The following is a 23,062-nucleotide window of genomic DNA, read 5'->3' as shown; positions in this document are numbered from 1 at the left end:
ATAAGTCTATGTGTATAGTTATATTATATCAGACTATATACGTGTGCAGTTATTTTTTTATGTATAAATTTTTTTATTATTTTATTTAGTCTATGTGTACATTTAATTTTTGTTTAATTTATTTATAATTTTAAATTTCACTTAAGTTATTTTCTGTTATTTCTTAATTCATGATTTTTAATATTTAAAAAATAAGTGATTAAAAAGGACTAGGTAGCCATTTAATGGCATTAATGGGAGGGAAATTGAAGTTTTTAGGTAGAGGTAAAAATTTAAATATGGCTATTAACCATCAAAAATATACCTGTTTTTCATTTGAGGATTACAAAAATAAAAATAATTATATCAATAACTTAAAATTTAGTATAAAACCAGTTTTTGTTAACTATACACTGTTTTATGGATATTATAAGTATATACAATAAAGATATTTTAAAAATTTATTATATAAAGTCATTTTATTTTTATTGAGGTAAATTTAAAAATTGAAATGTAAAATTTACTAATAAATCGAAATTTAGAAATTCATTACAGAGATAGAATTAAAATTAAAATGTTATTTAAAGTAACTTTTTTATCAAAATATGCCAGAATTCATTAACAAAAATTAAGTTTACCTAAGAAGGTAAAATTTATTTCTTGTTCTCATATTTTCTCACTTGTCTTCATGCTTGTACAATCACTTATCTCATAGGTTAAATATGTTTACCTGTGCGTTTTTGAGGGTGTAATTTCCATTATTTTTACTGTACACGAGTTTCGCACCAATAAAAAAACGCTCTATTTTTAAGTTTAATTCAGCATAATATGTAAATAGATAAAACCTTATAAATTAAATATAACTTATTGTAAATTAAGTGAATTTATGCATTTCAGTAACTTGCAGATTAATCATTACTTTTAAGCCATTTCTAGAATTTTATAGGCCTGTGCGAAACTCGTGCTGTAGTATTGATGATGTGCTAAACGTATTACGAGCACAAAAAAACCACTTAAACACGTTTGAAGTTTTGCGAACAGATAACGTGTAACAAGTGGCTCTATTGTACCCGTTGGAAAACGGGGATTAAATAATTTTGACTTCTAGGTTTTGGCGAACCTGTAGTTAATAGAATACGTAATTTACGAATTTTGATCAAGATTTTATAGCTGTCTATAGATGACTATAGCTGTCTATAGTCATATTTCGTAAGTTTATAGTGTTTTATTCAACTACTCGTTTGATTCCTAGAAGTCACTTAAAATAAGGTGATTTCAATGAAATCTATCGATAAAGATACTCCTCAATTTACCCTACCTTCAATGATCCCTACTGATGTAGCTATTACACTTTCAGGAAAATCAAAAGCATTGTTCTATTACGCAAAAAGATTTGACCCTCACTTTCCGCAAGGCGTGTTGATGCAACACAACGGACGAAGCAGAGTAATGTATCCGACTGCTGAAATATGCCAATACTTCAAAGTGGAGGCGTAAGAGATGGATCTCACTACACAATCAGAAGTTATAAAATCAATCGAAGAAAACGGAGCGACATTAGATAACACATCTAACATTATTAAATTGGAAAAGGAGAAATCAAAACCAAGAAAAAACAAAGAAAAAACAAAGAAAAATCAAAAGAAAAACCGTTTAGAGCCATTGGCTATAATGCTGGATCACTCTATCTCATATCTAAAGAACAACTACAAGTATTAATGTTTAAAGCGAGAGATTTAAAAGAGTCAAATCTGCTGTTACTCGCCCCTTTATCGTGGTGGCGAAATAATTACCCTCAATACAACGATAATGGAGATGCAAAAAAAACGCCTGACTGGTCAAAGGCTGCCGATGACATCATAAGAGAATGCAGTAAGGCAGGTGTTTATTCATCAGATTCTATACGTGGCTTAGGCTTCTGGCGAGATGGCGATAGAACCATACAACATCTAGGCAACGTGCTTTACGATGTAACAAATGACAAAAAAGTATCAATGTTAGATCCATCACTGAAAGGTATTTATCAGCGTGAATCAGCACAGCCTAAGCGAACGACGAAATTAGCTGGCGAAGAACTCGTAGACCTGTTCATCAAGGCAATCAATAGTATTTACTGGAAAGATCCCACTCACGCTCAATTATTCTTAGGCTGGATAGTCTTAGCGAGGTTTTGTGGTTTGCTAGATTGGCGATCTCACATATGGGTTACAGGTGAGCATGGAGCAGGTAAATCTGACACCGTTCTAGACGCTTTTCGTATCGCATTAGGATCAGGAAATTATATTAGTGCAAAAGGGAGTACTACCGAAGCTGGAGCAAGGCAACGTCTTGCTTTTAATGCGATTCCCTTGTATGACTGCCCAGGCGCATAACAGCCCCCACAAAAAACACAGAAAATAAAATCCGATTGTCAGCATTAGTATAAAAGGGGCATTAATTTGCCCCTCTCCTTGTTACGCACCCCGTACCATACGTAAAACCCACTTAACACCCGCCATGCCTGCATAAACGGCAATAAGACCGCCTGCAACGGCTAAAATACCCGTCATGACAGAATTAAAATTAAGGGAGTTCGTTAATTGCGTGTAATCAATAGCCGTACTTGTCCCTGTTGCTGCTTCGGCAAATGACATTGCAGAACTAAAAGCACCGAATAAACCAATACCTACACTTAAATATAAAGTGCGGAGATTAAGTTTGTTAAAAAACGTATTTAAACCTAATTTAATCAACATAATTAAACACCTTTAAACATATTAATTACTGCACCAAGACCTTTGGAAAATAACCAAAGTCCGATTACCGAGGTAAAAGGAATCCCCCAAAATTGTGCCGCGACTGAATAATCAATATTAAGGAGTTCCTGATATGGCAACTCTTTTATCGTCAATGCCATTGTCTGGCAGTCATTTGTGACTTTCGAACAAATCTCACCGACAATATTATTTTCCTGAGTAGCCATAGCGATCACCTATTCCACTAAATCAAGAAACATTTCAACGTTATGCCCCGTTAAGGGTTGCCCTGTCTGCTTATCGTGATATCTAAACGAACGTTCAAACCCGGAAATTCGGCAAACCAGTTCATTCACTTCTGAATCAATCGCACCCACACGTCGTTTAGACCGAATTTTAACTATAGGCGGTTTAGAATAAGGGTCAGGCGCGGGTAAAATAACAGTGGTATAAACATGTCCATCATTAGACGTACTGACACGGGTCACTTTTTCACTAATCACCGTTTGATATAAGGGCAATACAGCCATAATGGTTCACCTTTGTTGATTTAAGCGTTTGCAACTTGTTTAAATGGATAAATATTATCTTGACGTTCAAAAACACTCACTGGCTCGACATACCAGTTAGGCCGTTGTTGAGAAAAATCGATATGGATAACTTTATAAAAAGGAATGACGTTAGATTTGTCGCCAGTGAGATTTTGTAATTGTGATTTGCTGAGGCCAATATTCGTTAATAAAGTTAAATTATCATAAAATGTTCTTCTTGCCAGAGAATTAAAAACATTTAAATAACCTTCATTAACTAAACGACGATAAAAACCAAATATCCGTTGCGCTTTAGCATAGGAGATATTACCTTTTGGCGTAGTAGAATAATAATGAGATTTTAATTGTTCAAAAATATGTTCGTCATCATAAATATTCATTTCCATTCCCCTCAGTGCCGTCAGCAAATCATCAAAACTTTTCATCCACAGATCGTAAATTAAATTAGCCCCATCACGTTCATAGTGTTGTTGATAAAGACAAAGCGCCGAAAAATTAACCGGAATCTGATTATCTTTTAAAAACCGTTTTTTCAATCGCCCTTCTAACCTCAACAGGTTATTGGCAAAATCCGTCAGGCGTTTATCATTTAAAATGGCAAACTGATTAAGCAACACCTCATCATTGGGATTAACGCGTAATTTTCTTTGTATTTCACCCAAACGTTTTGCCAGTTCAAGCGCTTTGTAATAAATGCACAGTTCCCTGAGTTTAGAGCCACGGTTAAAATAAACGGTGGATTCATGATCGTTTGATTTCGTGGCTTTGGTTTGTCCATGACTGATATTCTTAAAATAAGCAATGACCTGTTTACAAATACTTTCCGTCGGTAATCTCACTGATAACGTTGTATGAAGTTCAGAAACTTCAGTATTTGCCACATCTAACAAATTAAAAAGATGTGGCATGGAAACCGCTAAATTAGTCATTAACTCCAAGCCACATAATGCAATATTGGTTGAACCAAATACATTATGCCCCTGTAAGAGCTTGGCAGGTGAAGCCTTAAGATTGACACGGGGGAAGATCAAATGGGTTCCCTGATAAATCTTCATTCCCAGACTGGCAAAATGGGTTGGTAATGATTCAAAAGGATGGGTTAATCCCTGAACAGATAAATCCCCTTTTATCTCAAATTCCACATCACGAGCAGACAACCGAACCCCACTTAATTTAGCAATCTGCATAAAATCGATAGAGCCTCCTCCATGCTCCCTATCACGAGATGTTCTCATCACATACTCATCTTTAAATGGAATCTGAAGCTCAAGAAGATCAATCATAATAACCACTCTATGAATACTAATAGTGATTATATATAGTCAAATATCTTTAAATAGTCAACTTACTATTCATAAATAAGTTATTATTTCTATAAATGACTCCCAAGAGAGAATTTTTATGGCTATAGGTGATAATATACGAACAAGGAGAGAAGCTTTAGGAATGACTAGAGAAGAGTTAGCCGAAAAAACACAAATATCATTCTCTCAATTATCAAAGATAGAAAGAAATGAACAAAAAAATCCAACTATTCAGTCAATTATCGCAATCAGCACCGCTTTAAATTGTTCAGTTGATGAGCTTATCTATAATAAAAAATCAACTGACACTAATTATTTAATAAAAGTAATAAATAACTTGCCATTAGAAGATCAAGAAGTAATCAAAAAAATAAGTAAAGGTATGAGTCTGATAAATCAAGCTGAAGAAATGTTAAATAAAAGTCAATAAAAATAATAAAATATGTAAAATAATGCGGGTTCCGCATAAGAGTACATAATTAGTACATAATTAAGAGTCATGTACTCTTGATTATGTAACATTTAATTAACAATGAAAAACAGTAAGGTAGGAAATAAAAAATGAGAATATCAATAAACATACCCAGACAATCACATCAACATAACGACGTTGCACATTATAGGAAATTTTAAGACGCAAACTAACAAAAGTTATAACCATACTCAAAATACTTCAAGATACAGTCACGTATTCTGCTGATAGAACAAGCAGTAAGGTCATTGGTCTTACTGCCCTACATTTTCAAGTTAATTCTGCATCTACTGGAATACTGGATTGGTTGTTTTTAGTAAATTGATAAAACGGTCTCTTTTCTTTGACCATCAATTACTGTTTGGTCTATTGAACTCTGCAAGGGATAACTATAGCTAGTCCCATCCATATAAAAACAACGATACGTACCCGTTGTAACTTTATAGTCATAGTCGATGATTATAGATAAAATTTCATCTCCATTTTTGTCCTTAATATAGAAACTATTATCCTCAAAATATTTCACTCTGTTCAGAAAATTACCTTCCCATTTGGGATGGGCTAATTCACTAAGCCTTTTAAAAATATTTTCTACATCATCCGGTGTTGTTCCGATTGGAGGATGGCAAAGTTTATAAATGCATTCTTGTGCTTCAGCCTGATGTGTTGAACAAAAAAATCCTTTATTTTCTCCCATAAACTCATGTGAGGAGGCGTATTTTTCTCTAACACGAGTTTCGCAATCTCCAAAAAAGAAGTATAAATTTAAAAACAAGAAAAAATCAGGGTGTTCATATTTTGTCGGGTTATCCATGTATTAAAGATATCTATAAAACATTCTTACAAGTAAGCAGTTTAAGATACTCTGGTTTAGCGTTATCAGAAGTAAGCCCATCGCCTTTATCTCATGACACTGTTAGCCGATGGCTAAAAAGTAGATGTTTTAGACCTAAAGACCTATGGCGATTAGTTGAACCTTCTATAGACAAAAAAAGCCCTTGCGTACTAATTGCCGATGATACATTGATTGCCAAAACACGTAGTAAAAAAATAGAGATGGTCCATTATCAATATTCAGGTAATGAACATGAGGTTATTGCTGGCATAGGTTTAGTTAATTTGCTTTGGCATGATCTGACGAAGGTTGAATCAATTCCTATCAATTATCGTATTTATGATAAAGATTCTGATGGAAAAACAAAAAACACGCACTTTTCCGAAATGCTCACTCTTGCTAAAAAAAGAGGGATCATGCCAGAAGCGGTAGTGATGGATGCTTGGTATTCTAGCCTGGATAACCTGAAATCAATTCGCTCTCATGGTTGGATCTGGGTAACCACGCTGAGGAAAAATAGGATTGTTAACCATAACAAACAACTGAACAAGTTAGACATCTCAGAAGAAGGAACGTCAATACACTTGCGAGGATATGGTTGGGTAACCGTTTTCAAATTTACAACCAAAAACGGCCGTATTGATTACATAGTAACAAACAAAGAGAATCCCACCCGTCAATACCTCAAATCTATCATGGATGCCCGTTGGTCTGTTGAAGTTTATCATCGAGAAGTTAAACAAAACTGTGGTATTGAACGCTGTCAGGCTCGCACGAGCCGAGCGCAAAGAAATCATATTTTTCTCGCTATTTCTGCGTGGTTTGAACAACATAAACGTCGTATATCTGAAAAAATAACCCTTTATCAACAAAATTGGGACGTAATCAAAAGTGCTATTACTGAGCAAATCCGTGTTTTATTAGCTTACCCAAATTAGTTTTGTGCGAAACTCGTGGAACCGTCACGATCGCGCGGAGTGCGTAGTTCCAGAGGACCATCGCCGGTGGTAACGGTCTTTGTGGAATAGCTGTTGCGGGAGTTGGCACCCGGTTTGGGCTGATTTTTATCGTAGCCCAGATGGTGGGACATTTCGGCGTTGAGAGTCGCCTCAACGCTGATTTTCTTCAGCAGACGATCGAACTGGCTGAGATCGTCAGGGGTTTTGAGATTTTTGGCCAATTTATTAGCCAGAGCCTGCAATTGTTTTTCGTCCATAAATTAACCTTCATTTGATGCTGGATTGAACATATCAAAATCAGGCAATTACACAAATTTATGTACAGGCTCTTGTGCGAACCTTAATGGTATATTATGGAATATTAATCTAGGAATAATCATTTTATTGATTTGGTGTGAAATTAAAAAACAAACAAAATATCGCTAAACGATTCGCTTTTCTTCGACCCTCAAACTACTCAGTCGCTTTATTTATCGTAAAAAGATGGCTTAGCAGGAGCGCTAACGCGGGGGTTCCTTGCTACCCGATAAGTCCCCCCTGGCTTCGGCGGTTTTGCAGTCGGTTATCTTTGCGATTTCAATCTGCCGCCTTCCATGTCCTGACGGACATTTTAAAAATATTTGTTACTAAGAAAACTAAATTACTAAACAATCGAGCTAGCAATACGTGCCTGTAACATCCCTGTCTCACTTATGTTTTTACTAGCGCCTTCCAAACTATCGGCTTGCTTATCTACAAGATTTTTAAGCGTTTTTTGTTGCTGTTCTTTCATTTTATCATACCAGTCAAAACAAAATTCAAAGAAATTCTGCTCAAGCATTAACTCTTCAATCTCTTTTTGAAGTCCAGCTTTATCTAAATAAATACTCCCTTTAGCAATAGCTAGACCACCATTAGTCACGTCATTCAAAATGGTAGCACCTGCTTCTATAGCGTTTTTAGGTGATTTAAGTTTTGTAATATAAGGCATTATTTCACGAACAAACATCTCATAAAATTTCTCAGCGAGTGCCTTCATTGCTTTAAAACCTTCCTTTATTGAGTTCTTTAAAACTGCTTGAGTTAATTGGGGGATCATCTCTGTTAAAATAATTTGTGTTCCTTTCATGATCCCTCTACCCAACGTTACTAATGCTCCAGCTTTGCAAACATCTAAAATAACTGCACCAACTTCAAGTACTGTTTGCACGTAAAATGCTGCATCAGCAACTTTTTGCCACATTTCTTTATCACCTATACCAAAATATATTGCTGTTTCAGCAATAGCTTTGACTATACCTGCCACACCAGCGGCGATATAAACTGGACCTGCGGGTTGTCCAAGAAAAGTCAACACCGCGCCATAAGCTATTTCAGCCACACCAACTACCCAATCGAAAAGAACTAACCATTTATTTTTTTCGGATTGCTCAATTTTTTTTACCAATTCTTCTTGAAACGCCTTAACGTTTTGATCACGTAAAAACGCTTGAGTATCCGTCATCAATTTACTGGCCTTAGCGACTGAATTTGCCGTATCACCGAATATCTCTAAACTAAGGGTTGATGAGAGTAAAAATAAATCGTTAATTGACACTTTCTCGATATTTTTTAGAGTCAGATTCTCTGTGTTGTGGAAAACAGTTAACACCCTTCCTAAAGCCTCGTCTGCCTGCTGATAGGTGATTTTCCCGGTTTTTTTCTCACCTACCATATTTAATAATATTTCATGCGGTATAGGAGATTGCGGTAACGGTGATTTAATAACAGGAGCATTATTAATAATATTGAGATCTTGTCTTTCTGATGAGGGAATAGGTGAAAAAACATTTATATTATTCATGAAATAATATTCCTATTAATTTAAGTTAATTTTTATTTTAATTGTACTTATTGATATTTAATATCAGGTATTATACTCAAAACTTACGATCGGTATAATCACAACCCCCGATTTACGTACTGCAACACCATTGTATATATACCAACTGATAATAACCTATACCTGTTCTGGGATTTTTTAATTGTGGGGAAGCAGAAATAAAAAAATCCCGCCATGAAGAAGCGGGTTTCCCTGATGTTGGTGTGATGCGACTCAAAATCAGAAGTGGCGGTATTTCATAATTGATTTTAGAAGTTATGACCTAATACCGCATTGATATTATCTCATCGAATAAAATACCCTAGGTGCGTTTAACGCACCTATATTGACCGCCTTTTTTATGTCTTCCGAATACCTTGCTGGCAATCATACAAAGCAAATAACATCAATCAAACATGAAATACCGTTAATAATCCGGTTAATGACGCTGGCTCAAATTTCATTCTGGCTTCCGTTATCGTCTGTCTCACCACTTTATAAGCTACTGAACGCAATACGGAGATTTCCTTTTGCGGAATACCAAAAGCAAATAACAATGCCATTTCAAACTGCACTGGGGTTAATTCAGGAAAAAGATTGCGTAATTCCGGATATTGAGTAGGATCGAACACAGTCATATAGACCTCCAAGTTAGGTTTATGTGATAGCTGTATAGTCAGATCGGAATTCTGGCTATACAGCGCTAAAAAACAACTTAACGCTTAACAAACAACATGTAATACACCAAAACCGACATTTTATTCTCTTATCGGCTACGTCGGTTCGCCTCTTCAGACAGACCGCGTTCCTTGCTAACGCTGTGGTACGATATCGGTTTTATTATTTTCTGCCGACGCCCCCGTAAACCAGCCCTTCGGCAAAAATGAAAATCCGGTATCGGCTTCGGTCACTTTATTTTCAGCCAAACCACCTAATAAGATAATATCACCATCAGCAACGCTCACTTGCGTATTGACCTGACGTTTAATCAAGGTTGGACTGTTATTCACGCCCGTCTCAGTTTTGACAAAATTTGATAATTGCTGGTCAATGGTTAAATCAACACCCTGTTGCCGGATTTGCGGACTTACATTTAAGATAACCCCACTGGAACGATATTCTATCGACTGAACAGGCTTATTATCGGCATAACTTACCTTACCTAACACAGGTACATCAGAGCCGACAGAAAATGATGCTTGCGCCCCATTTTTCACCCGTAGTCTGGGCGAACTCACCACATGAAAACGGCTATCAGTCCGGAACAATTCATATAACGCATCTAATGAACCTAAATTAAAGCGAATAAAATTATCAAATCCTGTCTCTTTACCGATACCAACATTAAATTTACCGGAAACCAATTTGGCAGCCAATGCCAAACCTGACCCATTACGTTCAGCGGTTTGCACTTCAAAAACATAGGCAGGAACGACAACCTCATCCGTCACGGTATCGATTTTAGGTAACAATACTTTTAATCAGGCAATATCGGCTTTAGTACCATAATAAACCAGTACATCGCCTGTCCGGTTCAGGAAATCCGAAGCCGTCCCCGCCACGGCTTTTTCTGGTGCGGTTTGCCCCACTGAAATACCACTACGAGGCGAATTAAAATTACCGTCAAACTGGCTGCGTAATAAATCCGATAAATACTCTACTGAGCGATAACGGGGCTGATAGACATAGGTTTCCCTGAGTACTATGGGTGTTTTTGGCGTAAAAGAAACTAAATAATCAATCCCATTACGTTCATGAATGGCAATCTGTAAATTATTCAAATAACGCTTAATGAAAGCCCGTTCATCAATTTCTGGCGTAATACGAAAAGTCACTTTACGAGGGTCATTGATTAATTCTGGCGATAACATAAACGGACGTTCAAAAACCTGTCGATAAATCACATTCAACGCTTGCGGTAAGGGCACATTATCCAGTTCCATCATCACGCCTTTAGCCATTAACAAGGGACTTACCGTTAACAACACCCCTATCCATGCCCTTTTCATTTCATGCCTCCCGAATAGGTTGTGACAACGTCACCGTCAATGTTGCCCGTCATCCGCAAACCATAAAAACGAAACTGCGATAACGGCTCAAGCCGAATTTGCCCCTGCTGATTAAGTAACACCACCCATGCTTGCCCTCGCTGACTAATCTTGCCAGCAATACGCCATTGAGCCGATAAATTTTGTGGCGACGGATTTTGATGTGATTTTTGGGTAGTCTTTGATTTATCAACTGATTCAGAGACAGGCTGATTTTTGGGCGTTATCCCGTTACCACCAAAAAATTGATAAAGAAAATAAACGGAGGCTATGACCAGCAACAACAGTCCTAATGTTAATAACCAGAATTTAGATTGATTAAAAATACTCTGGCGCTTATCCACCACCTGCTCTTGTCCTTGCCCCCCTTCATAAGAATGATAAAGTGGAAAAATCGCCTTGTCATAACTTCACTGATAAGATGAAGTACGGTTGTTTTTAAACAGTTTAATTCCTGAATAAACATCGACCCGATAGCGATTTCGTAACCCTAACGCCACCAGTTTGGTCATTCTGTAAGTCGTCTCAATCCTATCTTTGATAAAACGCGGTAAATTGGCCACCGATTGATTTAATACCACTAAATCACAGGTAATACCTTCTTCATTCACAAAATGACCATGCTCAGCTATAAATGAGCGGTGTTGTTGCGGTATCCTGTCGTTTTCCCAAATGCGCCACGCTTCATCAATGCAAATCAAATCGCCAGCCTGACAAAAAGGGTCTTCTGCTATACCTGTTTCTGTTTTAAATGGACACGAGTTTCGCAATCTCCAAAAAAGAAGTATAAATCACGAGTTTCGCACCAATAAAAAAACGCTCTATTTTTAAGTTTAATTCAGCATAATATATAAATAGAAAAAAGCTCATAAATTAAAAATAACTTATTGTAATTTAAGTAAATTTATACGTCTTAGCAAGTTACAGATTAATTATTGTTCTGAAGCCATTTCTAGAATTTTATATGCCCGTGCGAAACTCGTGTAAATTTAAAAACAAGAAAAAATCAGGGTGTTCATATTTTGTCGGGTTATCCATGTATTAAAGATATCTATAAAACATTCTTACAAGTAAGCAGTTTAAGATACTCTGGTTTAGCGTTATCAGAAGTAAGCCCATCGCCTTTATCTCATGACACTGTTAGCCGATGGCTAAAAAGTAGATGTTTTAGACCTAAAGACCTATGGCGATTAGTTGAACCTTCTATAGACAAAAAAAGCCCTTGCGTACTAATTGCCGATGATACATTGATTGCCAAAACACGTAGTAAAAAAATAGTGATGGTCCATTATCAATATTCAGGTAATGAACATGAGGTTATTGCTGGCATAGGTTTAGTTAATTTGCTTTGGCATGATCTGACGAAGGTTGAATCAATTCCTATCAATTATCGGATTTATGATAAAGATTCTGATGGAAAAACAAAAAACACGCACTTTTCCGAAATGCTCACTCTTGCTAAAAAAAGAGGGATCATGCCAGAAGCCGTAGTGATGGATGCTTGGTATTCTAGCCTGGATAACCTGAAATCAATTCGCTCTCATGGTTGGATCTGGGTAACCACGCTGAGGAAAAATAGGATTGTTAACCATAACAAACAACTGAACAAGTTAGACATCTCAGAAGAAGGAACGTCAATACACTTGCGAGGATATGGTTGGGTAACCGTTTTCAAATTTACAGCCAAAAACGGCCGTATTGATTACATAGTAACAAACAAAGAGAATCCCACCCGTCAATACGTCCAATCTATCATGGATGCCCGTTGGTCTGTTGAAGTTTATCATCGAGAAGTTAAACAAAACTGTGGTATTAAACGCTGTCAGGCTCGCACGAGCCGAGCGCAAAGAAATCATATTTTTCTCGCTATTTCTGCGTGGTTTGAACAACATAAACGTCGTATATCTGAAAAAATAACCCTTTATCAACAAAATTGGGACGTAATCAAAAGTGCTATTACTGAGCAAATCCGTGTTTTATTAGCGTACCCAAATTAGTTTTGTGCGAAACTCGTGATGGAAAAAAATTAGCCTCTTTAACCTGTTCATTATCAACGCAGATAATCTCACCGAATTGATACTCATCGGCTTTCTTTTTATCAAGACAATAAACCCTGATTTTTTCTGCTGAAATGCCATAGATATTCGTGACAATCCGGCGACCTTTCATAAAAGCCGGAATAATAACATGGCAACCCACTTCATAGGATTTACCGCTTCTTGGGATACCTACATAAGCTGAAATTGCCATACATCACCCTATCACCGGAATACGTCGCACAATAAAACGGGTCAGATAAGCCGAAATCACAATCTTCATCCCCGTTATCACCGCAAACAGATTCATGAAATACCAGACACTATCAGGAAGTTGACCAATCAACTCCGGTAAATTGGTTGACGTGGGTAGTAAAGCTAATAAAACAGGGACAAATTCGGTGACCACTAAAAACAGCGCTGAAAACACAATAAATTTAATCGTCAGTGTTCTAAAGACAAACCCCTAATAAAAAATTAAATGCGGACACAATCAAGGCATACATCACTTAATCCCCTTAAGAAGACAATACAATCCGTAATCCCATAAATGACCAAATAATCATTGAAAACAGGGTTAACAAACCACGAATGCTTTCAAACAAGGTACAATGAGCGTCAATGACAAAACGCTGCTCAAACACCTCAAAAATCGCTACTGGACATGACGCTGCCCGTTCCGGCAAATTGAAATTTTCCAAAAATGGAAAAAGATGCTGTAATGGCGATAATATTGATTCTACCGTCGGTGAATCTAAATCCGGCTCATTATTATCAGGATGCGATAAATCGGTTCCTTGCCCGTTACCTGTTGAGCCAGAAGATTGCCCAAAATTTGAAGCAGCGCCCGAATATGAACTGACACCCGATTGACGGGTTCCTGATGAAGGAAAAATATTAGCAGCACTGCCTAAACTACTGGCGCTAGATTTACTATTAGCGTTGCCTTCATTAGAAGGAATTGCATCATTTATACCCGTACTACCCGAAGATTTAATTGAATCTGTCTGTATTTTTGGACGTTCCCCACGATAAGAACAATTATGAACCTCCATAAAACCACTTTTCCAAGTACAGTCATTTAATTTACCTGTATCAAAAGCCTCATAAACTGCACGAGATGTACTCGACTTATATTCCTCTGATGTGCGTACATATAAACAGCCATATTTTTGAAGATAATTATTCCCCATAAAATTAAAGGTATTATAATATTTGGTTGGCTCTTTACGAACAACAGGATTGCCCGAATCATCATAACTCGTCACATTTTCATACGTCGGATAGACAATATCAGCGCATTCTCTTTCACTGGGTGAAATAAAATCAGATTGACCCGAAACCGGATTATAAACGCGCTGAATAGGTGGAAAATTTGAAGATGATTCTAAAACCTTATTGACACTTGGCAATTGACCTGAAATTTTATTATCACTTTTTTGTTTTTCATCATCTTCGCCATTTCCATCTTCTACCGTTTTTCCTGTTGGATTCCATTTAGCATGACAAGTGCCCTCCTTTTCACTACAAAGCAATAAATCATCATCAGCAATATATTCACAACCATCAACATTAGCATAATAATTACTACCCACTTTTTTTGTATGAAACGAACCCGATAGCGAACTTTTATTCATACAAACTTCTTCCAGCGTTTGTAAGTCCTTATTATTATTTTCAGTACCAGAAACAGTCCTTTTAATCTCACCGATAACCGATGCTTTTAACCAAAAACTATCACCGTAAGAATTAACAATTTTCTCAGTCGGAGAACCATCATAAAAACACTCGCTAACCTCAAATTTAAATTGTGAAGCAGGGTAAATTTCAGCATAAGTAGATTTCATAGTATCAAAAAGATTATGAGCAGATTGTTTAGCTTCACTACAAGCCTGCTGCTGCATAGTTGAATCAATATAATCAACACGTTTAAATGTTCCGTCTTCACCCTTAACATCTTTTGATTTAGAAATAACAGAGTGATCAAACGTACCTTTATACTCAGTTTTCCACGTTTCAGCATAAGAATAAGACGCTAAAAACAACAATATCAATCCAACCCTTGTATGACTGCCCAGGCGCATAACAGCCCCCACAAAAAACACAGAAAATAAAATCCGATTGTCAGCATTAGTATAAAAGGGGCATTAATTTGCCCCTCTCCTTGTTACGCACCCCGTACCATACGTAAAACCCACTTAACACCCGCCATGCCTGCATAAACGGCAATAAGACCGCCTGCAACGGCTAAAATACCCGTCATGACAGAATTAAAATTAAGGGAGTTCGTTAATTGCGTGTAATCAATAGCCGTACTTGTCCCTGTTGCTGCTTCGGCAAATGACATTGCAGAACTAAAAGCACCGAATAAACCAATACCTACACTTAAATATAAAGTGCGGAGATTAAGTTTGTTAAAAAACGTATTTAAACCTAATTTAATCAACATAATTAAACACCTTTAAACATATTAATTACTGCACCAAGACCTTTGGAAAATAACCAAAGTCCGATTACCGAGGTAAAAGGAATCCCCCAAAATTGTGCCGCGACTGAATAATCAATATTAAGGAGTTCCTGATATGGCAACTCTTTTATCGTCAATGCCATTGTCTGGCAGTCATTTGTGACTTTCGAACAAATCTCACCGACAATATTATTTTCCTGAGTAGCCATAGCGATCACCTATTCCACTAAATCAAGAAACATTTCAACGTTATGCCCCGTTAAGGGTTGCCCTGTCTGCTTATCGTGATATCTAAACGAACGTTCAAACCCGGAAATTCGGCAAACCAGTTCATTCACTTCTGAATCAATCGCACCCACACGTCGTTTAGACCGAATTTTAACTATAGGCGGTTTAGAATAAGGGTCAGGCGCGGGTAAAATAACAGTGGTATAAACATGTCCATCATTAGACGTACTGACACGGGTCACTTTTTCACTAATCACCGTTTGATATAAGGGCAATACAGCCATAATGGTTCACCTTTGTTGATTTAAGCGTTTGCAACTTGTTTAAATGGATAAATATTATCTTGACGTTCAAAAACACTCACTGGCTCGACATACCAGTTAGGCCGTTGTTGAGAAAAATCGATATGGATAACTTTATAAAAAGGAATGACGTTAGATTTGTCGCCAGTGAGATTTTGTAATTGTGATTTGCTGAGGCCAATATTCGTTAATAAAGTTAAATTATCATAAAATGTTCTTCTTGCCAGAGAATTAAAAACATTTAAATAACCTTCATTAACTAAACGACGATAAAAACCAAATATCCGTTGCGCTTTAGCATAGGAGATATTACCTTTTGGCGTAGTAGAATAATACACGAGTTTCGCAATCTCCAAAAAAGAAGTATAAATTTAAAAACAAGAAAAAATCAGGGTGTTCATATTTTGTCGGGTTATCCATGTATTAAAGATATCTATAAAACATTCTTACAAGTAAGCAGTTTAAGATACTCTGGTTTAGCATTATCAGAAGTAAGCCCATCGCCTTTATCTCATGACACTGTTAGCCGATGGCTAAAAAGTAGATGTTTTAGACCTAAAGACCTATGGCGATTAGTTGAACCTTCTATAGACAAAAAAAGCCCTTGCGTACTAATTGCCGATGATACATTGATTGCCAAAACACGTAGTCACGAGTTTCGCACAGGCATATAAAGTTCTAGAAATGGCTTAAAAGCAATGGTTAATCTGTAAGTTACTAAAACACATAAATTTTATTAAATTACAATAATTTGTATTTAATTTATAAGGTTTTGTCTATTTATATATCATGCTGAATTAAACTTAAAAATAGCGCGTTTTTTTATTGGTGCGAAACTCGTGGTAGTAAAAAAATAGAGATGGTCCATTATCAATATTCAGGTAATGAACATGAGGTTATTGCTGGCATAGGTTTAGTTAATTTGCTTTGGCATGATCTGACGAAGGTTGAATCAATTCCTATCAATTATCGGATTTATGATAAAGATTCTGATGGAAAAACAAAAAACACGCACTTTTCCGAAATGCTCACTCTTGCTAAAAAAAGAGGGATCATGCCAGAAGCCGTAGTGATGGATGCTTGGTATTCTAGCCTGGATAACCTGAAATCAATTCGCTCTCATGGTTGGATCTGGGTAACCACGCTGAGGAAAAATAGGATTGTTAACCATAACAAACAACTGAACAAGTTAGACATCTCAGAAGAAGGAACGTCAATACACTTGCGAGGATATGGTTGGGTAACCGTTTTCAAATTTACAGCCAAAAACGGCCGTATTGATTACATAGTAACAAACAAAGAGAATCACACCCGTCAATACCTCAAATCTATCATGGATGCCCGTTGGTCTGTTGAAGTTTATCATCGAGAAGTTAAACAAAACTGTGGTATTGAACGCTGTCAGGCTCGCACGAGCCGAGCGCAAAGAAATCATATTTTTCTCGCTATTTCTGCGTGGTTTGAACAACATAAACGTCGTATATCTGAAAAAATAACCCTTTATCAACAAAATTGGGACGTAATCAAAAGTGCTATTACTGAGCAAATCCGTGTTTTATTAGCGTACCCAAATTAGTTTTGTGCGAAACTCGTGTAATAATGAGATTTTAATTGTTCAAAAATATGTTCGTCATCATAAATATTCATTTCCATTCCCCTCAGTGCCGTCAGCAAATCATCAAAACTTTTCATCCACAGATCGTAAATTAAATTAGCCCCATCACGTTCATAGTGTTGTTGATAAAGACAAAGCGCCGAAAAATTAACCGGAATCTGATTATCTTTTAAAAACCGTTTTTTCAATCGCCCTTCTAACCTCAACAGGTTATTGGCAAAATCCGTCAGGCGTTTATCATTTAAAATGGCAAACTGATTAAGCAACACCTCATCATTGGGATTAACGCGTAATTTTCTTTGTATTTCACCCAAACGTTTTGCCAGTTCAAGCGCTTTGTAATAAATGCACAGTTCCCTGAGTTTAGAGCCACGGTTAAAATAAACGGTGGATTCATGATCGTTTGATTTCGTGGCTTTGGTTTGTCCATGACTGATATTCTTAAAATAAGCAATGACCTGTTTACAAATACTTTCCGTCGGTAATCTCACTGATAACGTTGTATGAAGTTCAGAAACTTCAGTATTTGCCACATCTAACAAATTAAAAAGATGTGGCATGGAAACCGCTAAATTAGTCATTAACTCCAAGCCACATAATGCAATATTGGTTGAACCAAATACATTATGCCCCTGTAAGAGCTTGGCAGGTGAAGCCTTAAGATTGACACGGGGGAAGATCAAATGGGTTCCCTGATAAATCTTCATTCCCAGACTGGCAAAATGGGTTGGTAATGATTCAAAAGGATGGGTTAATCCCTGAACAGATAAATCCCCTTTTATCTCAAATTCCACATCACGAGCAGACAACCGAACCCCACTTAATTTAGCAATCTGCATAAAATCGATAGAGCCTCCTCCATGCTCCCTATCACGAGATGTTCTCATCACATACTCATCTTTAAATGGAATCTGAAGCTCAAGAAGATCAATCATAATAACCACTCTATGAATACTAATAGTGATTATATATAGTCAAATATCTTTAAATAGTCAACTTACTATTCATAAATAAGTTATTATTTCTATAAATGACTCCCAAGAGAGAATTTTTATGGCTATAGGTGATAATATACGAACAAGGAGAGAAGCTTTAGGAATGACTAGAGAAGAGTTAGCCGAAAAAACACAAATATCATTCTCTCAATTATCAAAGATAGAAAGAAATGAACAAAAAAATCCAACTATTCAGTCAATTATCGCAATCAGCACCGCTTTAAATTGTTCAGTTGATGAGCTTATCTATAATAAAAAATCAACTGACACTAATTATTTAATAAAAGTAATAAATAACTTGCCATTAGAAGATCAAGAAGTAATCAAAAAAATAAGTAAAGGTATGAGTCTGATAAATCAAGCTGAAGAAATGTTAAATAAAAATAATAAAATATGTAAAATAATGCGGGTTCCGCATAAGAGTACATAATTAGTACATAATTAAGAGTCATGTACTCTTGATTATGTAACATTTAATTAACAAATAGCTGATGTAAATGGAAAAGAAAAAAACAACTAAAAGAACTAGAAATTGAATTTAGAAAAAATAACCCTGACGTCATCGGTTATACCCTGTTTAATACCGTTAATCGAAAATCCCTTATTTGGGCTTACCGTCAAGTCAGGCTATCTAGATTAATAAAGAATGTTTACAACAAACAACTCCAGTATTTAACTGATTGATCGCTTTTGAATATTGGAAGATAAAGGAGTTTAGGTTAACCATGTATACGCAAAATTATCCTATATTTTGCTTCAATGCTTCTTATGAAAAAGGAAAAAATGATGAATGATATTCAATCAACTTTACCGGCTACAAATTCAGTAACTCAATATAATACATCATCATATAGTGATGGTATGGAGAGCATTTCTCAAATCAACGAACTGATGATGATGCTAACTGAAATGCTAAAAAAACTCCGTAATACCTTGCAAGAATTTAACCAGAAACAACAAGAACTCGGATGGAATATCCAGGTTGCTTCAATGGATAAAAAACGTGAAGGCATAGATAACGCAAATTCTGCGGCAAAATGGGCAGCATGGGGACAAATAGCTGCAGGCGGGATTGGCCTAGCTGGAACAGGGGCTGGAGCATTATATGGTCGTTCCACCGCGGTAGCTGCAAATACAGTTGATAAAGCCAATCAGGCAATGCAAACAAGTTTAACAGTCGGAGGACAGATTGGAACAGGTTTAGGTCACGGCACACAAGGCATTACTCAAATACAATCGGCTAACGACACAAAATTAGCAGAACTAGATAAATTGACAGGAGAACTTCAAACAACTAATTCGCAAAATTACGCAAAAAATACTAATGATTTAGCAGACAAAATTCGGCAAGTTTCTGAGCAAATGAGAGCTTTTACGAAAGATTTAGTTGAGTTACATAGTCGAATAAATTCGGCCATTCGCCATTAAAATTCGTTTTAACAATTAAAGTTAATAAACTCACTGTATGTATTTTTTAAGATATGAAAAAAACAAAAGAACCATCATAAATTTAAGAGGATAAATTATGATTACTTCATCAGTGGATTCATTCAGCAGTAATGCTATTTCAGGATCCTATAGTGTTACACGTGGCTATAAAGAAGATCCTATATTATCTCAAGGTATAGAAATATTATATATTTTCATGAACTTACTCTCAGATTTAGCCAATGCAAAATATCTTGAAATGAGAAAAAGAGTCGATTTTTCAAGAGATTCTCAAGAAATGGCTAATCGAGTTGATGAAATCATCGCTAAGGTAGCGAAGGAAGGCGATAAAGCAAAAGCAGAAATTCCTGACGATGTCAGAATATTTATGGAAAAAAATAATATCACTGTTGACGGAAAAAACATCAACGATTACGCGCCAAAAGGTCAAGCTTTAGATCAAGGTCAATTACAGGCAGTAAAAGCCGCAATCAAAACCGTATCAGACAGAGCTTCTGATTTTGTTTCTCAATCACAATTACAAATTCAAAAAGTCATGCAAACTTACAATGTTACCGTTAGTTTACTCAATAGTATGCAAACTATGTTAGGAGAAATGAACAAATCAATCGCGCAAAATATCCGCTAAAAATGAGAATGATATCAAATACAAAAGGTAAATAACCGCAGGTTCGCACAATGGCGTTATGTGTAAATGACCGCCGTCTGCGAGGAGCTATTTTCGCAGACGGCTATTCAACATAACGGCGTTGTATATTGTGCGAACCTTAATGGTAAATGAGTGATTTCAAATTCGAATCGTCTATATTGGTACGGAAGCTAAACGTTCTTTGAGGAATTGTGATAGAGAAGTGAATAGCATAAAGAAATAAATTATACTTAAATTTTAAGCTATCAACCTACAGAAATACTCAAAATATAAGGAGCCTACCTATGTCTATCAAAATAAATGATGCAACCAACATATTCATCAATAATAACGTTATTAATTTAAAAGAAAATGATAAAAATAGTAAGTTACTCTATATAAAAAACTTTTTCTATCAAATAATAACCCTTGGATTAAAAAGGTCTTTGTTTGAAGTAAGAGCAGAAGAAAAAAAAGAATTATTTAATATGGCCTTTTCTATATTTAAAGCGATGCACCTTTCTTTTAGTGATATAAAAAAAGATTATCAGAGAGACATGTATTTTTCTCCTTGTAGAAAATATAAGATATATCAATGTGAGTATAATATATATATTAGTAAGTTAGACAGAAACGGTGATGAAATTATTGATTCACGTATCGAACTGGCTAACCTTAGTAAAAGAGAATATTTTGAAAACTTCAAAAAAAAATTCTCAGAAATTAAAGAACATGATAGCTATAAAAAAATAGTAGATACCCATTACAAAATCATAAGTGAATTAAAATATTTTAATATCAATATATTAGATAATCTCAAAGAAGTAGCTATTCGTTATACGATAGAAAATAACTCTAACTATTTGAATAATCCAGACAACTTTGAATTAAAGAAAAAACTAGAAAAAACATCACGTTCTTTTAAAGAATACATAGAAAATAAAATAGAAACACGTAATTTTGGAATGGATGATTTAATTCCCATGATTCATTTTTTCCTTGAAAGTGATCAAGAATTACAAAGAATTTTATTAAACACAGATATTCACGAAAGTTATATGTTTGACGTTATGGATAAAAAACTCGATAGCAACAATAAGATTCTTTCCAATCAAGATGAGTTAAAAATTCAAAATTGGCAAAATATATCACGTGTTCTCAAAATGATTAGTAATAGTAAAGCATTAAGTAACGGAACAAATGAAATAGTAAATAATAAATATAGTGAAAAATTTAATTTAATAGAAGAAATAGATAATCATATACTACAAAATAGCGAAAAATATCCATCAACTTCGGAATATATCAGAAAATATATTAAAAATAGCTAAACGACTTTTTGTCTTCGACCCTCAGCCACTCAGTCGCTTTATTTATCATAAAAAGATAGCTTGGCAGGATGGGCAAGCGCGTGGTTTTCTGCTACCCGATAAGTCCCCCCCTGGCTTCGGCGGTTTTCCATTCGGTTATCTTTGTGATTTCAATCTGCCGCCTTCCATGTCCTGACGGACATTTTAAAAATATCCGCTATAATTTTAAGGCTGGATGCCCCAATATCTAACCTTGCCATATTTAGGGGAACACACATCCAGCCTCTCCAAGCATAAAAAAAGCCCGCCAAGAAGAAGCGGGTTTCCCTGATGTTGGTGTGATGCGACTCAAAATCAGAATTGGCGGTATTTAACCTGAGTTCGGGATAAGCATTATCAATTATACTTGAAGATACGTACCTGCAACAGGTATCTTTGGTTTAGATGGCATTAAACAATATGCAACCAGTCCGCCTAATAAATTCACTACAAAGTTAGCCGGAGAGCGATGTCGCGTATGCTCTATTTGACAAAGATTTTTTAACTCATCAAATACCGTTTCAATGACAGAACGATGACGCAAGATGGCTTTGTCGAAACAAGTCTGTTTAATAGGCTTCATTTTCTTCTTGATATTCGTTATAAGGCTAATTCCCATCGTTTTGAGTTGCTGTTTCAGTGAAGCCGATAAATACCCTTTATCTGCGTACAAACAACCAGAAAGATCCTTTGTCAGCTCAGGCAATGGTTTCCGATCATCGGTGTTTCCTGGTGTGAGTCGAAAACTGAGTATTTCCCCCAAATGATTGATAATTACATGAAGCTTGAAACCAAAGAACCAACCTGTTGAATATTTTCCCCGTTCAGCTATCCCATTGAAGACTTTATGTCTGCGGATCCGTAAGTTATCACACACCGCTATCGGAGTAGAATCGGCAACCGATAGCCCCGTGCATTTTCCCTTAATTGACTCAAACAGTGCCGTTAACGCTAAGGCACTACGCGGAAGTAACTCTACACAGCGTGAATAGGATGGCAAGTTAGGAAATTCCTTCCGGAGATATAAGCGGACATAATAGAGATAAAATACCTTGAATTGCCTGAATCGGAGTTGATGAAACAACACAACCAGTGTCATCATTTCCGCCAACGAAAGCTGAGTAGACCGTCTACGACGCTTAGTACCGTTAGTCAGCAAATATTCATGCATTTTTGGCTCGAAGTCTTTGCAAAAATCATCCATCAGGCAATAAAGTTCAGTAAGATTTTCCATAATTGTTTAACAATGCTCTACTCTTTAACCAGACTG

General features: G+C 36.1%; 29 protein-coding genes and 5 pseudogenes. 13 read left to right on the top strand and 21 right to left on the bottom strand.

All coding sequences use genetic code 11. The features are described from left to right. Positions 1-224 precede the first annotated feature (224 nt). From V3224_RS24955 to V3224_RS24940, 4 genes are all read left to right on the top strand, one after another. A complete protein-coding gene (locus tag V3224_RS24955) occupies positions 225-425 on the top strand; it encodes a hypothetical protein (protein ID WP_334472795.1) in 201 nt (66 codons plus the stop codon). An 832-nt stretch (positions 426-1,257) separates the two neighbouring features. Next, positions 1,258-1,476, top strand: a complete 219-nt coding sequence (locus tag V3224_RS24950; RefSeq protein ID WP_334472797.1) for a hypothetical protein — start codon at positions 1,258-1,260, stop codon at positions 1,474-1,476. Positions 1,477-1,479: 3 nt separating this feature from the next. Continuing rightward, the gene (locus tag V3224_RS24945) at positions 1,480-1,698 is read left to right on the top strand and encodes a hypothetical protein (protein WP_334472799.1); all 219 of its coding nucleotides are present in this window, start codon (positions 1,480-1,482) and stop codon (positions 1,696-1,698) included. After that, positions 1,698-2,351 (top strand): hypothetical protein, encoded by a 654-nt coding sequence (locus V3224_RS24940; protein ID WP_334472801.1) that lies wholly within the window; start codon positions 1,698-1,700, stop codon positions 2,349-2,351. The genes V3224_RS24945 and V3224_RS24940 overlap by 1 nt, the downstream gene beginning before the upstream one ends. A gap of 81 nt (positions 2,352-2,432) precedes the next feature. On the opposite strand, the gene V3224_RS24935 is transcribed toward V3224_RS24940, so the two are convergent. The 4 genes from V3224_RS24935 to V3224_RS24920 are packed head-to-tail and all read right to left on the bottom strand — an operon-like array spanning position 2,433 to position 4,548. After that, positions 2,433-2,714: a major capsid protein gene (locus V3224_RS24935; protein ID WP_334472803.1), complete on the bottom strand. Its 282-nt coding sequence runs from the start codon at positions 2,712-2,714 to the stop codon at positions 2,433-2,435. A 2-nt stretch (positions 2,715-2,716) separates the two neighbouring features. Beyond that, positions 2,717-2,941, bottom strand: coding sequence for a hypothetical protein (locus V3224_RS24930; protein WP_334472804.1), 225 nt, complete (start codon positions 2,939-2,941; stop codon positions 2,717-2,719). 9 nt (positions 2,942-2,950) lie between these two features. Beyond that, positions 2,951-3,244: a DNA-binding protein G5P gene (locus V3224_RS24925; RefSeq protein ID WP_334472805.1), complete on the bottom strand. Its 294-nt coding sequence runs from the start codon at positions 3,242-3,244 to the stop codon at positions 2,951-2,953. A 20-nt stretch (positions 3,245-3,264) separates the two neighbouring features. After that, positions 3,265-4,548, bottom strand: a complete 1,284-nt coding sequence (locus tag V3224_RS24920) for a phage/plasmid replication protein, II/X family (protein WP_334472807.1) — start codon at positions 4,546-4,548, stop codon at positions 3,265-3,267. 118 nt (positions 4,549-4,666) lie between these two features. On the opposite strand from V3224_RS24920, the gene V3224_RS24915 reads away from it, so the two are divergent. Continuing rightward, the gene (locus V3224_RS24915; RefSeq protein WP_334472809.1) at positions 4,667-4,999 is read left to right on the top strand and encodes a helix-turn-helix domain-containing protein; all 333 of its coding nucleotides are present in this window, start codon (positions 4,667-4,669) and stop codon (positions 4,997-4,999) included. A 355-nt stretch (positions 5,000-5,354) separates the two neighbouring features. Here V3224_RS24915 and V3224_RS24910 read toward each other — a convergent pair whose 3' ends face one another. After that, positions 5,355-5,855 (bottom strand): hypothetical protein, encoded by a 501-nt coding sequence (locus V3224_RS24910; RefSeq protein WP_334472811.1) that lies wholly within the window; start codon positions 5,853-5,855, stop codon positions 5,355-5,357. Between V3224_RS24910 and V3224_RS24905 the strand changes: the two genes are divergently transcribed. Beyond that, positions 5,840-6,814 carry an IS701 family transposase gene (locus V3224_RS24905; RefSeq protein WP_334472813.1) on the top strand — a complete coding sequence of 325 codons (975 nt, stop codon included), beginning with the start codon at positions 5,840-5,842 and terminating at the stop codon, positions 6,812-6,814. The two genes, V3224_RS24910 and V3224_RS24905, sit on opposite strands and share 16 nt — an antisense overlap. 17 nt (positions 6,815-6,831) lie before the next feature. On the opposite strand, the pseudogene V3224_RS24900 reads toward V3224_RS24905, so the two are convergent. The 7 genes and pseudogenes from V3224_RS24900 to V3224_RS24870 form a co-directional block, all read right to left on the bottom strand. Then, positions 6,832-7,092: pseudogene (locus tag V3224_RS24900) on the bottom strand (transposase); the annotation flags it as partial. 386 nt (positions 7,093-7,478) lie between these two features. Further along, positions 7,479-8,657 carry a type III secretion system translocon subunit SctE gene (gene sctE / locus V3224_RS24895; RefSeq protein WP_334472814.1) on the bottom strand — a complete coding sequence of 393 codons (1,179 nt, stop codon included), beginning with the start codon at positions 8,655-8,657 and terminating at the stop codon, positions 7,479-7,481. A 428-nt stretch (positions 8,658-9,085) separates the two neighbouring features. Continuing rightward, positions 9,086-9,313 carry a transcriptional regulator gene (locus V3224_RS24890; RefSeq protein WP_334472815.1) on the bottom strand — a complete coding sequence of 76 codons (228 nt, stop codon included), beginning with the start codon at positions 9,311-9,313 and terminating at the stop codon, positions 9,086-9,088. A 174-nt stretch (positions 9,314-9,487) separates the two neighbouring features. Continuing rightward, the gene (locus V3224_RS24885; protein WP_334472817.1) at positions 9,488-10,147 is read right to left on the bottom strand and encodes a type II secretion system protein GspD; all 660 of its coding nucleotides are present in this window, start codon (positions 10,145-10,147) and stop codon (positions 9,488-9,490) included. A 9-nt stretch (positions 10,148-10,156) separates the two neighbouring features. Beyond that, entirely contained in the window at positions 10,157-10,684 is a 528-nt protein-coding gene (locus V3224_RS24880; RefSeq protein ID WP_334472818.1) for a hypothetical protein, read from the bottom strand. Beyond that, positions 10,681-11,067 (bottom strand): hypothetical protein, encoded by a 387-nt coding sequence (locus tag V3224_RS24875; protein ID WP_334472820.1) that lies wholly within the window; start codon positions 11,065-11,067, stop codon positions 10,681-10,683. Before V3224_RS24875 ends, V3224_RS24880 begins: the two co-directional genes overlap by 4 nt. A 66-nt stretch (positions 11,068-11,133) precedes the next feature. After that, complete coding sequence (locus V3224_RS24870) at positions 11,134-11,493, bottom strand: zonular occludens toxin domain-containing protein (RefSeq protein ID WP_334472821.1); 360 nt, start codon at positions 11,491-11,493, stop codon at positions 11,134-11,136. A gap of 252 nt (positions 11,494-11,745) precedes the next feature. Here V3224_RS24870 and V3224_RS24865 point away from each other — a divergent pair, with 252 nt between their 5' ends. Next, complete coding sequence (locus tag V3224_RS24865) at positions 11,746-12,720, top strand: IS701 family transposase (protein ID WP_334472822.1); 975 nt, start codon at positions 11,746-11,748, stop codon at positions 12,718-12,720. Between the two features lie 19 nt (positions 12,721-12,739). On the opposite strand, the pseudogene V3224_RS24860 reads toward V3224_RS24865, so the two are convergent. The 7 genes and pseudogenes from V3224_RS24860 to V3224_RS24830 all read right to left on the bottom strand — a co-directional run. After that, positions 12,740-12,973, bottom strand: a pseudogene (locus tag V3224_RS24860) (zonular occludens toxin domain-containing protein); the annotation flags it as partial. Between the two features lie 3 nt (positions 12,974-12,976). Then, a pseudogene (locus tag V3224_RS24855) lies at positions 12,977-13,265 on the bottom strand (DUF2523 family protein). A 12-nt stretch (positions 13,266-13,277) separates the two neighbouring features. Next, positions 13,278-14,843, bottom strand: coding sequence for a hypothetical protein (locus V3224_RS24850; RefSeq protein WP_334472823.1), 1,566 nt, complete (start codon positions 14,841-14,843; stop codon positions 13,278-13,280). A gap of 83 nt (positions 14,844-14,926) precedes the next feature. After that, positions 14,927-15,208: a major capsid protein gene (locus V3224_RS24845; protein WP_334472803.1), complete on the bottom strand. Its 282-nt coding sequence runs from the start codon at positions 15,206-15,208 to the stop codon at positions 14,927-14,929. Positions 15,209-15,210: 2 nt separating this feature from the next. Beyond that, positions 15,211-15,435 carry a hypothetical protein gene (locus V3224_RS24840; RefSeq protein WP_334472804.1) on the bottom strand — a complete coding sequence of 75 codons (225 nt, stop codon included), beginning with the start codon at positions 15,433-15,435 and terminating at the stop codon, positions 15,211-15,213. Between the two features lie 9 nt (positions 15,436-15,444). Further along, complete coding sequence (locus tag V3224_RS24835; protein ID WP_334472805.1) at positions 15,445-15,738, bottom strand: DNA-binding protein G5P; 294 nt, start codon at positions 15,736-15,738, stop codon at positions 15,445-15,447. Between the two features lie 20 nt (positions 15,739-15,758). Then, positions 15,759-16,094 carry a phage/plasmid replication protein, II/X family gene (locus V3224_RS24830; RefSeq protein ID WP_334472824.1) on the bottom strand — a complete coding sequence of 112 codons (336 nt, stop codon included), beginning with the start codon at positions 16,092-16,094 and terminating at the stop codon, positions 15,759-15,761. A gap of 66 nt (positions 16,095-16,160) precedes the next feature. Here V3224_RS24830 and V3224_RS24825 point away from each other — a divergent pair. Both V3224_RS24825 and V3224_RS24820 read left to right on the top strand, forming a co-directional pair. Then, positions 16,161-16,403: pseudogene (locus V3224_RS24825) on the top strand (IS701 family transposase); the annotation flags it as partial. A 197-nt stretch (positions 16,404-16,600) separates the two neighbouring features. After that, positions 16,601-17,332 (top strand): annotated as a pseudogene (locus V3224_RS24820) (IS701 family transposase); the annotation flags it as partial. Here V3224_RS24820 and V3224_RS24815 read toward each other — a convergent pair. Next, positions 17,329-18,306, bottom strand: coding sequence for a phage/plasmid replication protein, II/X family (locus V3224_RS24815; protein WP_334472826.1), 978 nt, complete (start codon positions 18,304-18,306; stop codon positions 17,329-17,331). The pseudogene V3224_RS24820 and the gene V3224_RS24815 overlap by 4 nt on opposite strands. 118 nt (positions 18,307-18,424) lie before the next feature. On the opposite strand from V3224_RS24815, the gene V3224_RS24810 reads away from it, so the two are divergent. The 4 genes from V3224_RS24810 to V3224_RS24795 all read left to right on the top strand — a co-directional run bounded on the left by V3224_RS24810 (position 18,425) and on the right by V3224_RS24795 (position 21,774). Beyond that, the gene (locus V3224_RS24810) at positions 18,425-18,796 is read left to right on the top strand and encodes a helix-turn-helix domain-containing protein (RefSeq protein ID WP_334472827.1); all 372 of its coding nucleotides are present in this window, start codon (positions 18,425-18,427) and stop codon (positions 18,794-18,796) included. A gap of 353 nt (positions 18,797-19,149) precedes the next feature. Beyond that, positions 19,150-19,794, top strand: coding sequence for a hypothetical protein (locus V3224_RS24805; protein ID WP_334472829.1), 645 nt, complete (start codon positions 19,150-19,152; stop codon positions 19,792-19,794). Between the two features lie 97 nt (positions 19,795-19,891). Then, complete coding sequence (locus V3224_RS24800; protein WP_334472831.1) at positions 19,892-20,443, top strand: secretion protein EspA; 552 nt, start codon at positions 19,892-19,894, stop codon at positions 20,441-20,443. Positions 20,444-20,748: 305 nt separating this feature from the next. Further along, complete coding sequence (locus tag V3224_RS24795) at positions 20,749-21,774, top strand: hypothetical protein (RefSeq protein WP_334472833.1); 1,026 nt, start codon at positions 20,749-20,751, stop codon at positions 21,772-21,774. 379 nt (positions 21,775-22,153) lie between these two features. On the opposite strand, the gene V3224_RS24790 is transcribed toward V3224_RS24795, so the two are convergent. Continuing rightward, the gene (locus V3224_RS24790) at positions 22,154-23,026 is read right to left on the bottom strand and encodes an IS982 family transposase (RefSeq protein WP_334472834.1); all 873 of its coding nucleotides are present in this window, start codon (positions 23,024-23,026) and stop codon (positions 22,154-22,156) included. Positions 23,027-23,062 lie beyond the last annotated feature (36 nt).

The sequence above is a fragment of the Arsenophonus sp. PmNCSU2021_1 genome (assembly GCF_036919435.1).
GTDB lineage: Bacteria > Pseudomonadota > Gammaproteobacteria > Enterobacterales > Enterobacteriaceae > Arsenophonus > Arsenophonus nilaparvatae.
The sequence above is the reverse complement of the archived record's forward strand: the minus strand, read 5'-3'. Positions and strand labels throughout refer to the sequence as shown.